Raw genomic sequence first — 14,234 nt, 5'->3', positions numbered from 1 at the left:
AACGAATAGAGCAGGGCACAGTCATGTCACAAGGGCAGAAACAGACATCGCCGCAATTTACGCAACCCGTTAATCAGATCATTTTTATGATGATTGTAATGGGATTGGTTGGTTTTGGTGGTGTTGCGATATTGCCTGCTGTCGCACCGATATTCTTTGCATCACCATATCTGAACGGTTTTATCTTGCTTGTTTTTGTGGTCGGTGTGTTTTCTTGCCTTTGGCAAATGGGTGTGTTGGTAAAATCGGTCAGCTGGATTGAAAGTTTTGCGCTGGAACGAGATGTGAATGGGGAAGCTGTGGCGCCAAGATTATTGGCTTCATTAGCAGCATTACTGAAAAAACGCTCTGCTAGATTGATGCTGACGTCGACATCTACGCGGACAATCTTGGATTCTGTAGCAACGCGTTTGGATGAGGGGCGTGAAATCACGCGTTATATTATCAATCTTCTTATCTTTTTGGGGCTATTGGGTACATTTTATGGTTTGGCGACAACTGTACCTGCTGTTGTGGATACAATTCGATCTTTAGCGCCACAAGAAGGCCAAGATAGTATCAGTGTGTTCGACAATTTGATGACGGGTCTGGAAAGCCAACTTGGCGGTATGGGTACAGCCTTTGGATCTTCTTTGATAGGCCTAGCAGGATCATTGGTTGTAGGTTTGCTTGATTTATTTTCTAGCCGTGGCCAAAACCGTTTTTTCCGTGAGCTAGAAGAGTGGTTGTCTTCAATCACTCGATTGGGCGTTTCAGCAGGAAATGATGGGGATGAAGGTTCTCCGAATACGATGGTTGCAGAGTTGTTGGAACAAACGACGCTACAGATTGAAAACCAGCAGGATATTTTAAAACAGTTGCAGGAACGTCGTTCTGTGACGGATCAACGGATCGAAGCATTGGGTGATGCGGTTTCAAATATGGTGGATGCACAGGTTGCGTCGCATGCACATACGCAAAAGATTTTGGAACAGGTTTCCACAAGTCATGAGCATATTTCGGATGCTTTGGCGACACAGGCTTACAAAGAAGAGATCGCGATTTCAGAACGGATGTCTGATCACTTGGAGAACATTAGTGGTCAGATGGCAAAGTTGATTGATGAAACTCAGGCGGGACGTAGGGATACGATTGCAGAATTGCGGGGCGATTTGGCTGTTCTGGCAAAAGCCTTGCGCGGAAAGGGCTAATTCGTGGCCTTGTTACGGCGTAATAATGGACAGGTTTCTGGTAGCATTTGGCCAGGCTTTGTAGATGCGATGACAGCGCTTTTATTGGTGCTGATGTTTGTTTTAACAATCTTTATGGTCGTTCAATTCGTTTTGCGTGAAACAATCACAGGGCAAGACACTGAGCTGGATAGTCTATCTGCACAAATTGCAGGCTTAGCTGATGCATTGGGATTGGAACAAACACGTGCGAAAGGGTTAGAAGGTGAATTATCAGGTTTGCAGGATGAGTTGCAATCTGCGGAAACGGAAATTGCACAACAAGCCGCATTAATAGGGGCTCTAACTTCAGAAGCAGAAGGGCAGAAGGCCCGTATAGCGTCGTTTGAACAACAGATTGCAGGGTTGCTGGGAGAGCGAGATGATTTAGCGGGACGTCTTACACTAACTGAGTCTTCTTTAAAAGAATTAAAAGATGCTCAAGCCAAAACGCTTTCTGAAAAAGAAGCGGTTCAATTGGCTCTGGTTCAAGCGCGAAACGAGATCGATTTACAGGTTGAACAGGCTCGTTTAGCTGCTGCAAAGAGGGAAGCCTTGGAAGCGTTGGTTGCTGATCTGAAGGTTTCTATAGAAACGAAAGATACACAGATTTCTGAAACGCAAAATGCACTGAGCGAGCAAGAAAAGCAGCGTTTGTTAGACGCTGCCACCACGCAAGCACTGCGGGATCGTTTGAAGAATTCGCAAGACGAATTGACGGCTATGACACTCGCTTTGGATGCAAAACGCAAAGAGGCGGAAAATACGCTTACATTATTATCCGCTGCAGAATTGGCTAAGACTGCTGCATCCGAGCAAGTAAAGAAACAACTCAGCGCAACAGAGAAAGAAGCAGCTTTACTAGCGCAAGCTAATAAACTTTTGTCTGATGAAAAAGCACTGTCTGCTGACAGTCAACGTAAGATTGCTTTGTTAAATCAACAAACGAACGCGCTCCGTACACAGTTAAGTACATTGCAAGGCTTATTAGATAGCGCAAATACTAAAGATAGCGAAGCACAAATACAGATCGAAAGTTTGGGTAAAAGCCTGAACAGTGCATTAGCCAAAGTTGCTGCTGAACAAAAACGTCGTGCTGAATTAGAAGCGAATGAGCGGGAGCGTTTAGAAGCAGAGGCAAAAGACCTAAAGAAGTTTAAATCGGAATTCTTTGGACGCCTACGAGATGTTTTAGGAGCACAGGAAGGTATCCGTATTGTGGGTGACCGTTTCGTGTTCTCATCGGAAGTATTATACACAGCAGGCTCTGCTGAATTGGGTGATCGAGGCAAGCAAGAAATAAGAAAAGTAGCGAGTCTTATCAAAGATGTTGCAGCGCAAATCCCATCTGAAATTGACTGGATACTGCGTGTCGACGGGCATACCGATAAAGTTCCGTTAAGTGGGGCGGGGCCTTATAGAGATAATTGGGAACTTAGTCAGGCACGGGCTTTATCTGTGGTCAGATATTTAGTCGAAGACCAAGGTATTCCTGCAAACCGATTAGCAGCGAATGGGTTTGGAGAATTCCAACCTGTCGTAGATGGGGAAAGCTCTGAAGCTTTAGCGTTGAACCGTCGGATTGAGTTGAAATTTACCGAAAAATAAGTGTTATGATTTACCAAGCAAGTGCCATGTTTCTAAACTAGATTTGCTTTTTAGTTCAACATGGCCACGTGATTTCAGGAGAAACTGATCATCGAGATGATCTTTGGTTGCAGATGAAATATGTATTTCACCCTGTGTCCCATATGTTTCAAGATGGGCTGCAGTATTCACAGTATCCCCCCAAACATCATAAAATGGTTTTTGCGACCCAATAACGCCAGCCACCGCAGGGCCAGTGTGGATACCAATTCGTAATTCAATAACTTCGCTGGACGCATTCGCTGAATGTTTTACGACTTCCATCATATCGAGCGCGAGGAGAGCGATACGCTTTGCATGGTCATCTTGTTTATTTGGCATACCACCCGCAACCATAATGGCATCCCCAATTGTCTTGATTTTTTCCAATTGGTGCTTGCGAACCAAAGTATCAAATTCCGTGAAAACAGTATTCAGGAACGATACTAGTTCTTTTGGATTGTGGTGTTCCGCTCGCTTCGTAAAGCCAACAATATCTGCAAAAAGAATTGTTACTTCGCTATGATTATCAGCAATAGTTTTGTTGGGATCGCGCTTTAGCTTTGATGCAATCACGGCAGGCAACATATTTGCCAATAAATCTTCAGAATATTTATATTCTCTTTCCAATGCGTCTTCTGCAATGTGGACTTGATAAAAAGCATAATAAACCATGCAAAATATAAAAGTCATTGAGAGCAAAATTGCAGCAATATTGAGCACCGTATAAAACCAAATTGGTAGATCAAGGTAACTTGCGGGCGGTATTATTGTGATATCAAAATAAACGAAAATGCTGATTTGAATGATGATTGATAGAATGGATAAAAGGTTTTGATAAACACCTAAAATTAGGATCGCACTTGCGGCCCCAGCCAAAAAGTAGAATTGAACATTACTTTCTGTTCCAAACGTTACAACATTCATGCACCCAAAAACCAACCATAATGTCAGGTTGTAAATTGAGCCGAGATAAGGGTTCTTAATGTTAAGATAAGGTGCTGCTAGCAAAGCCGTTGCAATGATAACGAGATAGCTTGTGGGGAAATAGAGCTGTTCAAAGTCGTAAAGAATAAAAAAAGCAGCATGAATGTAGGATAACAGAGCCGTTGATGAGACCATAACGTTTGTCAAAACGATCCGCTGTTTTTGGCGATTTGGTAAATCAGCAGTCCCTATTTGTAGCCATGCAGATACTGCATTCACTATGCTCTTTGTTGCGCCACCAGTCGATTTCTTTTCTTGCCCCATACCTATAGGCTTAGGGTTTCGTTCGAATGATGCAAGAAAAAACGCCCCAAAGTTATACTTTGAGGCGCTTGTGTTGTTTATTTTGCCGTTAGGAGTGGCGGTTTATTTTTCGTAATTCGAGGGTTTTCAGGTTCTTCTATCGAGAGTACGAGCTCTCCATCCTTGGTATCTACCTTGACCAAGCCACCTTTCGAAAGTTTGCCAAACAATAATTCTTCGGCCAAAGGCTTTTTAATATGTTCTTGAATTACTCGTGATAGTGGCCGGGCACCCATCTTACTGTCGTAGCCTTTTTCCGAAAGCCACTCCGCAGCACTGCGTGATAACTCTATGGACACATTACGATCCATTAATTGTGCTTCTAATTGTACTACGAACTTATCGACCACCTTGATGATCGTTTCAGGACCTAATGGTGCAAAGCTGATCGTTGCATCCAAACGGTTGCGGAATTCTGGACTGAATGTGCGCTCAATCGCTGCTGTATCTTCACCTTCACGGCGGTCGCGACCAAAACCGATTGCAGCTTTCGCCATTTCAGAGGCACCAGCATTGGATGTCATAATCAAAACTACATTACGGAAGTCCGTTGTACGACCGTTATGATCGGTCAGTTTGCCGTTATCCATGACTTGAAGCAGAATATTGAATACATCTGGATGAGCCTTTTCGATTTCATCCAATAGCAATACACAATGCGGCGTTTGATCTACTTTATCAGTTAACATGCCACCTTGGTCAAAACCCACATACCCAGGAGGTGCACCAATCAAACGACTAATAGCGTGTTTTTCCATGTATTCAGACATATCGAAACGGATTAACTCAACACCTAAAGTGTCTGCCAATTGCTTAGCAACTTCGGTTTTACCTACACCCGTTGGGCCAGCAAACAGATAGTTGCCGATTGGTTTTTCAGGTTCACGTAATCCTGCACGTGACAGTTTTATTGCAGAAGAAAGGGCGATGATCGCATCATCTTGCCCAAAAACCACACGTTTTAATGAGCTTTCTAGATCTTTTAGAAGTTCCACATCGTCCTTCGACACGTTCTTTGGCGGAATACGTGCAATTTTTGCAACGACAGTTTCGATTTCTTTCACCCCAATAGTCTTGCGGCGTTTCGTGTCTGGCAGAACATTTTGATAAGCACCTGCTTCATCGATGACATCAATGGCTGAATCTGGAAGTTTGCGATCGTGTATATAACGCGACGCCAATTCAACAGATGTTTTAATTGCATCTAATGTGTATTTTACATCGTGATGTTCTTCGAAATATGGTTTCAAACCCTTTAGAATTTTGATGGCATCTTCTGTCGATGGTTCATTTACATCAATTTTTTGGAAACGACGGGCTAATGCACGGTCTTTTTCAAAATGTTGACGGAATTCCTTATAGGTTGTTGACCCCATGCAACGTAATTTACCACCTTGCAAGGCTGGCTTTAGTAGGTTGGATGCATCCATAGCGCCGCCTGATGTAGCACCAGCACCAATTACAGTGTGAATTTCGTCGATGAATAGAACAGCATCTGGATGCTCTTCTAACTCTGTTACGACGGCTTTTAAACGTTCTTCAAAATCACCACGGTAGCGCGTTCCAGCAAGCAGGGCGCCCATATCGAGAGAAAATATTGTTGTGCCCTCAAGAACAGCTGGGACTTCACCCAACACGATTTTATGTGCTAGGCCCTCAGCAATTGCTGTTTTGCCAACACCAGGATCACCAACTAAGATTGGGTTGTTTTTACGGCGGCGACATAACACTTGGATCGAGCGCTCTACTTCATGGTCACGGCCGATGAGTGGATCAATATCGCCTTCTTGGGCTTTTACGTTGAGGTCGACGCAATATTTACCCAAAGCAGTTTCGTCTTCGGCTGGTGTTGCTTCGCCTTCTTGGAATTCGATTTGATCCTCGGCACCAGTGACTTCACGCGCTTCACCATATGCGGCATCTTTTGCAATACCGTGTGAGATGAAGTTCACAGCGTCATAGCGGGTCATATCCTGCTCTTGTAGGAAATAAGCTGCATGGCTTTCGCGCTCAGCAAAGATTGCGACCAAAACGTTTGCACCAGTCACTTCGTTACGGCCAGAACTTTGTACGTGGATTGCTGCGCGTTGGATCACGCGTTGGAATGCTGTTGTCGGGGATGCTTCGACATCTTCAACATCAGTGACAAGAGAATCCAATTGCGTATCCAAGAACTCGGTCAGGTTTTTTCGCAATGTGTTGATGTCAACCTCGCAGGCGCGCATGACGCGGGCTGCATCATCTTCTTCAACAAGGGCTAGAAGAAGATGCTCCAAGGTTGCTAATTCATGTTTACGGGCTGTGGCATGCGCCAAAGCGGTATGGATGGCTGTTTCTAAACTGCTCGAGAATGAGGGCATTTTTGCTCCTTTTGATCTTACAGACACTGGGAGAGTATCTGGCTCTTTCACCTATAGACTTCGTGTTTATTTCCAAAGCTTCAAGGTCTTTTTAGTCACTTTGCATCACAAAACTGAATTTTGCCTGAAAGTTACGGAATTTTGCCTATTTTCGCGCAACTGGTGTGAGCAAAGTCTTGGGTCTTGCACGTTCTGCCTCTTTGAAAAGCGAGAACGATTGATTTACATAGTTCACTGATGCGGAGATATGTTCAAGGTATTTCGCAAGTTCAGGCGTATTTTCTGCTTCCACCAGTGAAACTGCCCGATCTTGGGGAGTCGTTTCAAATTGAACGTAAAACCAAGGGTCGCCGCGTTTTAAGATCAAGTCTTGTTGGATGTCATGCCATTCAAAGGCCCACATCAATGGGCGTGGCCAATTATGTATAGGAAAACGACCGCCAAAGATTGTGCCTGGTTTTGGCTGCTTATCGTAATGCATGAACGCATCAAGTTGTGTCATATAGGTCGGCTCGTCAGCAATAAATATATAAGGCAGTGACACTTGAATCGTTGGGCGGTCTTTGTGACGCCACTCTACTTCTGAAGTAACATGCAGTTTTTTGGACAAAACACTGCCGCGCACAGGGCTGGCTTCACCCATCATGTTGCGTAAAGCAGGTTTCCCGTCTTTACCACGCACGAAACGCAGGTGCATGTCAAAAGGGACGCGAATTGCAAAATAACGACTTTCCATATTGATGATTGCAGGGCAGCGTGAAGCGGATTTTGCGTGTTTCTTGTTTAATTCAACGGATCGCACGCGTTCTGGTGTATAATAGACTACGCCTGACTTGGCCTCTGTAAGCATCCAACCAACTTGTGCAGGGCCAGAGCGCTGTTCTATGATGTCTTGCCCTTCGTTTTTAAACCAGTCAGATAAAGCCATAACGTGTTCCCTTAAAAATTATCTTTGCGGCGGCGTATTTCCCCAAATACTTCGGCATCAGATGCGCCCGTCATACCAACAAGGGCTTTGACCTCGTTTAGATTGGCGCGCATGAAGGGGTTTGTCGCTTTTTCTAACCCAATGCTTGCTGGAACTGTTGGGATGTCATTTGCGCGTTTGTCTGTAATATCTTCAATGCGTGTTTGTAGATCTGCATTATCTGGTTCGATTGTTATTGCAAATGCTGCATTGCTTGCGGTGTATTCATGGCCTGAATATACCAATGTGTCATCAGAGAGGGTTTTGAATTTTCTCATCGTATCCCACATCATTTTTGCATCACCTTCGAAAAGGCGCCCACACCCAAGCGCCATAAGGCTATCAGCAGTAAATGCAGCTTTGGCATTTTTGAATACAAAAGCTATATGGCCAATTGTATGGCCTGATACATCGAGAACTTCACATGTTTCATGACCCAATTCGAAGGTATCTCCTTCCGCAAGCTCTACATCTAATTGAGGAAGGCGATGCTTGTCTGCTGTTGCCCCGAAAACCTGTGCGCCAGTCTCTAATTGTAGGGCTTCAATGCCATCAATATGATCGAAATGATGGTGCGTTATCAAGATTTTGTCGAGTGACCATTCCAAATCTTTCAGAGCACCTAAAATAGGTGCGGCCTCTGGTGCATCAACGACAGCCACTTGATCAGTTTCTTCGTCGCGGATCAGATATGCGTAATTATCTGAAAGACATGGTATGGTAATAATTTGCAGGGCCATCAAAATCTCTTAAGGTTACTATTACTGTCAGGACGATTCTGACTGATCTACACACGGGATGCAATGCATTTAGACGTCATAAAACTACGGGCATTCTATTATCGGACCAAATTAGGGCGTATTGTTCAGCGTGCTTTGCGCGAGGAAATTATCAAGCTATGGCCCGATGTGAAAGGCCAGACTGTTGCTGGATTTGGATTTGCCGCGCCGATGCTGCGTCCGTTCTTGACTAACGCACGCCGAGTTATGTGTATTATGCCAGGCCCTCAAGGTGTGATGGCTTGGCCTGAGGGTAAAGAAAACCACTCTGTTCTGACAGAAGAAACCAACTGGCCTATTTCTACAGGCTTTGTGGATAAGTTGATTGTTTTGCATGGCCTTGAAACCAGTGAGAACACGGCAGCTTTATTAGATGAGATTTGGCGTGTGTTGGGCCCTGGTGGGCGCGTGCTGTTTATCGTGCCGAACCGTTCTGGACTTTGGGCGCGTCGTGATGCAACGCCGTTTGGGTATGGACGCCCTTACAGTTTGGCGCAGTTAGAAGCGCAGCTTCAGAAGCATCGGTTTTTGCCAGAACGACACATCTCGGCACTTTATGCGATTCCCAGTCATCGCCCATTTGGTTTAAAAATTGCACAGATGTTGGAAGGCTTCAGTTTGAAGGTTGCAATGCCTTTTGCCGCTGGTGTTGTTATGGTCGAAGCAACCAAGCAGGTCTATGCGCCAACACATAAAGGTCTAGGTGCCGCAGTGCGCAAACCTTTAGAAGCTCTTGAGGGGATAGCCAAGCCAGCAAGCAATCCCGTTTCAAATAGATCGAAGTCAAAAAACGAAGAGCAGGCTTAACCTTAGGGTGAAATACAAGAGTCGGCCCCATTTCTTGGTAAAGTTTTTCATTAAACTGACGCAAAACTCACGTAATTTGGCGCGGATTGTCGCGGCGATTCGTTAAGTCACTGTTTTTAAACAATTACATCTTTTCCGCTAACGTTGGCATTATTGTTGCAGAGTCGGGTCTGCTTTGGTATCACGACGACGATTTTGGGGGGATATGCTTTTCCTCGGATTTACGCTGCTTGAATTACTGTAATTTGGGCTCCTAACTTCGGAAGGTTCTAAGTGTCTGACACTGGTTCGATATCATCAGGAATTGCTGCGCGTTATGCGACAGCCGTTTTTGAGTTGGCAAAAGATGCCAAAAAACTGCCAGCCGTTGAAAAAGATTTCGACGCCCTTGCAGCCGCTCTGGAAGACAGTGATGCGCTACGCGATCTAACATCGTCTCCAGTATATACACGCGAAGATGCTGCATCTGCTATTGCTGTAATCGCAAAGAAAATGAAATTATCAAAGGATGTGTCAAGCACGTTAGGCCTTATGGCTGAAAAACGTCGTTTGTTCGTTCTGCCATCACTAATCACTACAGTGAAAGCGATGATTGCCGAGGAAAAAGGCGAAGTCACAGCAGACGTTACTGCTGCGAAAGCCTTGACCAAAGCACAACAAGACAAACTTGCCAAAACGCTGAAAGCGACCGTTGGTAAGGATGTAAACGTAAACGTATCCGTCGATGAAACACTTATCGGCGGTTTAATCGTTAAAGTGGGCTCTAAGATGATCGATAGCTCGATCCGCTCTAAGCTCTCCAATCTTCAAAATGCAATGAAAGAGGTCGGATAATGGGTATCCAAGCTGCAGAAATTTCTGCGATCCTCAAAGATCAGATTAAGAATTTCGGTCAAGAAGCCGAAGTGGCTGAAGTTGGCCGCGTTCTGTCTGTCGGTGATGGTATCGCTCGTGTACACGGTTTGGACAATGTTCAAGCTGGTGAAATGGTTGAATTCCCTGGTGGTATCCGCGGAATGGCTTTGAACCTTGAGGCTGACAACGTTGGTGTTGTTATCTTCGGTTCTGACAGCACAATTAAAGAAGGCGACACAGTTAAGCGTACAAACGCTATTGTGGACGTTCCTGTTGGTCCAGAATTGTTGGGGCGCGTTGTTGACGGTTTGGGTAATCCAATCGACGGCAAAGGTCCTATCAAAGCGAAAAAACGTTCAACTGCTGACGTTAAAGCGCCTGGTATTATTCCACGTAAGTCAGTTCACGAACCAATGGCGACTGGTCTGAAATCAGTTGACGCCTTGATCCCAATCGGTCGTGGCCAACGTGAACTTATCATTGGTGATCGCCAAACAGGTAAAACTGCTGTGGCTTTGGATACAATCTTAAACCAAAAAGCATATAACGACGCTGCAAAAGACGATTCAGAAAAACTATTCTGTATCTACGTTGCTGTTGGTCAAAAACGTTCAACTGTTGCTCAGTTGGTTAAGAAGCTAGAAGAAACAGGTGCGCTTGAGTATTCAATCGTTGTTGCTGCGACTGCTTCTGATCCAGCTCCGATGCAATTCTTGGCACCATATGCGGCGACTTCAATGGGTGAATACTTCCGTGACAACGGAATGCACGGCCTGATGATTTATGATGACCTTACAAAACAAGCTGTTGCGTATCGTCAAATGTCACTTCTTCTTCGTCGTCCACCAGGTCGTGAAGCTTATCCAGGTGACGTTTTCTATCTTCACTCTCGTTTGCTAGAACGTTCTGCTAAATTGGGTGATAACTCTGGTAACGGTTCATTGACAGCTTTGCCTGTGATTGAAACACAAGGTGGTGACGTTTCTGCGTTTATTCCAACAAACGTGATCTCAATTACTGACGGTCAGATTTTCTTGGAAACTGAACTGTTCTACCAAGGTATCCGTCCTGCTGTGAACACTGGTTTGTCAGTGTCTCGTGTTGGTTCATCTGCGCAAACAAATGCAATGAAATCTGTTGCGGGTTCTATCAAATTGGAATTGGCTCAGTATCGCGAAATGGCTGCCTTTGCGCAGTTTGGTTCTGATCTTGATGCTTCAACACAAGCTTTGTTGGCACGTGGCGCACGTTTGACTGAGTTGCTTAAACAAGCTCAATACAGCCCACAAACAACAGCTGAACAAGTTATCGTATTGTACGCAGGTACAAAAGGTTACTTGGACAACGTTGAAGTGAGCCAAGTTGGTGCATTTGAAGCAGGTTTGTTGAACTTTGTTCGCACAAATCACGCTGATCTATTGGATTGGATCAAAACAGAAGATCCAAAAGTCAAAGGCGATGCCGAAGACAAGATCAAAGCCGTCGTAGAATCTTTCTCAAAAGATTTTGCATAAACTGAGGCCTTTTACGGAACAGGAGTTTGGATAGATGCCAAACCTCAAGGACCTAAAAACACGGATCGAGAGTGTAAAGAACACTCGTAAGATCACCAAGGCCATGCAGATGGTATCGGCTGCAAAGTTGCGTCGTGCACAAGAGGCGGCTGAAGCTGGCCGCCCTTATGCAGACCGTATGAATGCAGTTATGGCCAATTTGGCCGGTGCTTCTGCTGATGCCGCTGGTGCGCCGAAGTTGTTGGCAGGATCAGGTGACGATAAAGTTCACTTGTTGATCGTTGCAACTGCGGAACGTGGATTATGTGGTGGCTTTAACTCTTCAATTGCAAAAATGGCGAAAGCCAAGGCTATTGAATTGTTGGAAGCTGGCAAAACTGTAAAAATGTTGACTGTTGGCAAAAAAGGCCGTGAGCAACTGAAACGCGAATACGAAGACATTATGATTGATCACGTTGATCTGTCAGAAGTGAAACGTATCGGCTATGTGAATGCACAGTCAATCGCTGCGGATGTTGTGAAACGCTTTAATGCTGGTGAGTTCGACGTCGCTACTATCTTTTATAACAAATTTGAAAGCGTTATCAGCCAAGTGCCAACAGCACTTCAGTTGATCCCTGCGTCTTTCGAAGCGTCAGATGATGCAGCCGAAGCTCCATTCTATGAATATGAGCCAAGCGAAGAAGAAATCTTATCTGATTTGTTGCCACGTGCATTATCAACACAGGTCTTCACGGCTTTGTTGGAAAATGGTGCATCAGAGCAGGGTGCGCGTATGTCCGCTATGGATAATGCGACACGTAATGCTGGCGAAATGATTGATAAGCTGACAATCGAGTTTAACCGCTCACGTCAGGCTGCGATTACTAACGAATTGATCGAGATTATCTCGGGCGCGGAAGCGCTGTAAAGAACTGGAGAAACCAAAATGGCTAAAGCTAAAGCAAAGGGCGCAACTGGTAAGATCACGCAGGTGATTGGTGCCGTTGTTGACGTGCAGTTCGAAGGCGAACTACCGGCAATTTTGAACGCGCTTACAACTGATAACAACGGCAACAACCTCGTATTGGAAGTTGCACAGCACTTGGGCGAAAACACTGTTCGCGCAATTGCGATGGACTCAACAGAAGGCCTTGTTCGCGGACAAGACGTAACTGATACAGCTGGTCAAATTACTGTTCCAACAGGTTCAGCAACTTTGGGCCGTATCATGAATGTTGTTGGTGAGCCGGTTGATGAACTGGGGCCGGTTAAAACAAAAACTTCACGTCCAATTCACGCTGAAGCGCCAGAATTTTCTGAGCAATCAACTGAAACTGAGATCTTGGTAACAGGTATTAAAGTTGTGGACCTTCTAGCACCTTATACAAAAGGTGGTAAAATTGGTCTGTTCGGTGGTGCGGGTGTTGGTAAAACAGTTTTGATCATGGAATTGATCAACAACATCGCAAAAGTACACTCTGGTCTATCCGTATTTGCGGGTGTGGGTGAGCGTACACGTGAAGGTAACGACCTTTACCACGAGATGATTGAATCTGGTGTTATCGTTCCTGATAACATGGAAGAGTCAAAAATTGCGCTGGTTTACGGCCAAATGAACGAACCTCCAGGTGCTCGTATGCGTATCGCTTTGACAGGTTTGACACTTGCTGAGCAATTCCGCGACGAATCTGGTTCAGACGTTCTGTTCTTCGTTGATAATATCTTCCGCTTTACACAAGCGGGTGCTGAGGTGTCTGCGCTATTGGGTCGTATCCCATCTGCTGTGGGTTACCAGCCGACATTGGCTACAGACATGGGTGCGATGCAGGAACGTATTGCGTCAACTAAAGCGGGTTCAATTACATCTGTGCAAGCCGTTTACGTGCCTGCGGATGACCTTACTGACCCTGCGCCTGCGACTTCATTTGCTCACTTGGATGCGACAACCGTTCTTGATCGTTCGATCTCTGAAAAAGGTATCTATCCTGCTGTGGATCCATTGGGTTCAACATCGCGTTTGCTTGATCCATTGATCCTTGGCGAAGAGCACTACACAGTTGCGACAGACGTACAGCAAGTTCTACAGCGTTATAAGTCTTTGCAAGATATCATCGCGATTTTGGGTATGGACGAATTGTCAGAAGACGACAAATTGGCTGTTACTCGTGCGCGTAAAATCGAGCGTTTCTTGTCTCAACCATTCGACGTTGCGAAAGTATTTACAGGTTCTGATGGTATTCAGGTTCCTTTGGAAGACACTATCGCATCATTCAAAGCTGTTGTTGCTGGTGAGTATGACCACCTACCAGAAGCTGCGTTCTACATGGTTGGCGGTATCGCTGACGTGATCGCAAAAGCTGAAAAAATGGCAGCTGAAGCTGCTTAATCGAAGGGGCCAATAAATCATGGCTACTATTCAATTCGACCTAGTGTCACCAGAGCGCAAGTTGGCGTCTGTAGAAGCATCCGAGATCCAAATCCCGGGTGCTGACGGGGACTTCACGGCTATGGCTGATCATGCACCGTTCTTGACGACCTTACGCCCAGGCATTTTGACAGTGAAAGCAGGCAGTGATGTAACCGAGTATGTTGTGACTGGCGGGTTTGTTGAAATCACTGGTGAAGCTGCTTCTGTTCTTGCAGAAGAAGCAATGCCAAAGTCAGAAGTAACTGCGGATATTGTGAATGGCTTGGTTGAAGCGGCAACTGTTGCTGCTGAAGGTCTGGAAAACGATGCAAAAGACACTGCTGATAAGCGTGTTTCAGATACTAAAGCGTTGTTAGATTTGATCTAAGAACCATATTATCGCCGTATTTTTTAACTAAGCCCTGTTTTCCAGCAGGGC

At 45.2% G+C, this 14,234-nt stretch carries 12 protein-coding genes; 8 read left to right on the top strand and 4 right to left on the bottom strand.

Annotated features, from left to right (window positions below; all coding sequences use genetic code 11):
- Positions 1-23 precede the first annotated feature (23 nt).
- Positions 24-1,190 carry a biopolymer transporter ExbB gene (locus F9L33_RS14290; RefSeq protein WP_152143476.1) on the top strand — a complete coding sequence of 389 codons (1,167 nt, stop codon included), beginning with the start codon at positions 24-26 and terminating at the stop codon, positions 1,188-1,190.
- Positions 1,191-1,193: 3 nt separating this feature from the next.
- Entirely contained in the window at positions 1,194-2,816 is a 1,623-nt protein-coding gene (locus F9L33_RS14285) for a peptidoglycan -binding protein (protein WP_152143475.1), read from the top strand.
- A 3-nt stretch (positions 2,817-2,819) separates the two neighbouring features.
- Here the strand turns inward: F9L33_RS14285 and F9L33_RS14280 are convergent, their stop codons facing one another.
- The 4 genes from F9L33_RS14280 to gloB form a co-directional block, all read right to left on the bottom strand.
- Positions 2,820-4,085: an adenylate/guanylate cyclase domain-containing protein gene (locus F9L33_RS14280; protein ID WP_152143474.1), complete on the bottom strand. Its 1,266-nt coding sequence runs from the start codon at positions 4,083-4,085 to the stop codon at positions 2,820-2,822.
- 77 nt (positions 4,086-4,162) lie between these two features.
- Positions 4,163-6,484 carry an ATP-dependent Clp protease ATP-binding subunit ClpA gene (gene clpA / locus F9L33_RS14275; protein ID WP_152143473.1) on the bottom strand — a complete coding sequence of 774 codons (2,322 nt, stop codon included), beginning with the start codon at positions 6,482-6,484 and terminating at the stop codon, positions 4,163-4,165.
- A 145-nt stretch (positions 6,485-6,629) separates the two neighbouring features.
- Positions 6,630-7,412 (bottom strand): hypothetical protein, encoded by a 783-nt coding sequence (locus F9L33_RS14270; protein WP_152143472.1) that lies wholly within the window; start codon positions 7,410-7,412, stop codon positions 6,630-6,632.
- 11 nt (positions 7,413-7,423) lie between these two features.
- Positions 7,424-8,191, bottom strand: a complete 768-nt coding sequence (gene gloB, locus F9L33_RS14265) for a hydroxyacylglutathione hydrolase (RefSeq protein ID WP_152143471.1) — start codon at positions 8,189-8,191, stop codon at positions 7,424-7,426.
- A 63-nt stretch (positions 8,192-8,254) separates the two neighbouring features.
- Here gloB and F9L33_RS14260 point away from each other — a divergent pair, with 63 nt between their 5' ends.
- The 6 genes from F9L33_RS14260 (at position 8,255) to F9L33_RS14235 (ending at position 14,183) form a co-directional block, all read left to right on the top strand.
- Positions 8,255-9,037, top strand: a complete 783-nt coding sequence (locus F9L33_RS14260) for a methyltransferase domain-containing protein (RefSeq protein WP_152143470.1) — start codon at positions 8,255-8,257, stop codon at positions 9,035-9,037.
- Positions 9,038-9,310: 273 nt separating this feature from the next.
- The gene (locus tag F9L33_RS14255; protein WP_152143469.1) at positions 9,311-9,871 is read left to right on the top strand and encodes a F0F1 ATP synthase subunit delta; all 561 of its coding nucleotides are present in this window, start codon (positions 9,311-9,313) and stop codon (positions 9,869-9,871) included.
- Entirely contained in the window at positions 9,871-11,406 is a 1,536-nt protein-coding gene (atpA, locus tag F9L33_RS14250) for a F0F1 ATP synthase subunit alpha (protein ID WP_152143468.1), read from the top strand. Before F9L33_RS14255 ends, atpA begins: the two co-directional genes overlap by 1 nt.
- Before the next feature lie 34 nt (positions 11,407-11,440).
- Complete coding sequence (locus F9L33_RS14245; RefSeq protein WP_152143467.1) at positions 11,441-12,316, top strand: F0F1 ATP synthase subunit gamma; 876 nt, start codon at positions 11,441-11,443, stop codon at positions 12,314-12,316.
- An 18-nt stretch (positions 12,317-12,334) separates the two neighbouring features.
- On the top strand, positions 12,335-13,774 hold the full coding sequence (gene atpD / locus F9L33_RS14240; RefSeq protein WP_152143466.1) for a F0F1 ATP synthase subunit beta: 1,440 nt from the start codon (positions 12,335-12,337) through the stop codon (positions 13,772-13,774).
- Positions 13,775-13,793: 19 nt separating this feature from the next.
- The gene (locus tag F9L33_RS14235) at positions 13,794-14,183 is read left to right on the top strand and encodes a F0F1 ATP synthase subunit epsilon (protein ID WP_152143465.1); all 390 of its coding nucleotides are present in this window, start codon (positions 13,794-13,796) and stop codon (positions 14,181-14,183) included.
- Positions 14,184-14,234 lie beyond the last annotated feature (51 nt).

This window comes from Amylibacter sp. SFDW26 (assembly GCF_009184395.1).
Classification (GTDB): Bacteria; Pseudomonadota; Alphaproteobacteria; order Rhodobacterales; family Rhodobacteraceae; genus Amylibacter.
The sequence above is the reverse complement of the archived record's forward strand: the minus strand, read 5'-3'. Positions and strand labels throughout refer to the sequence as shown.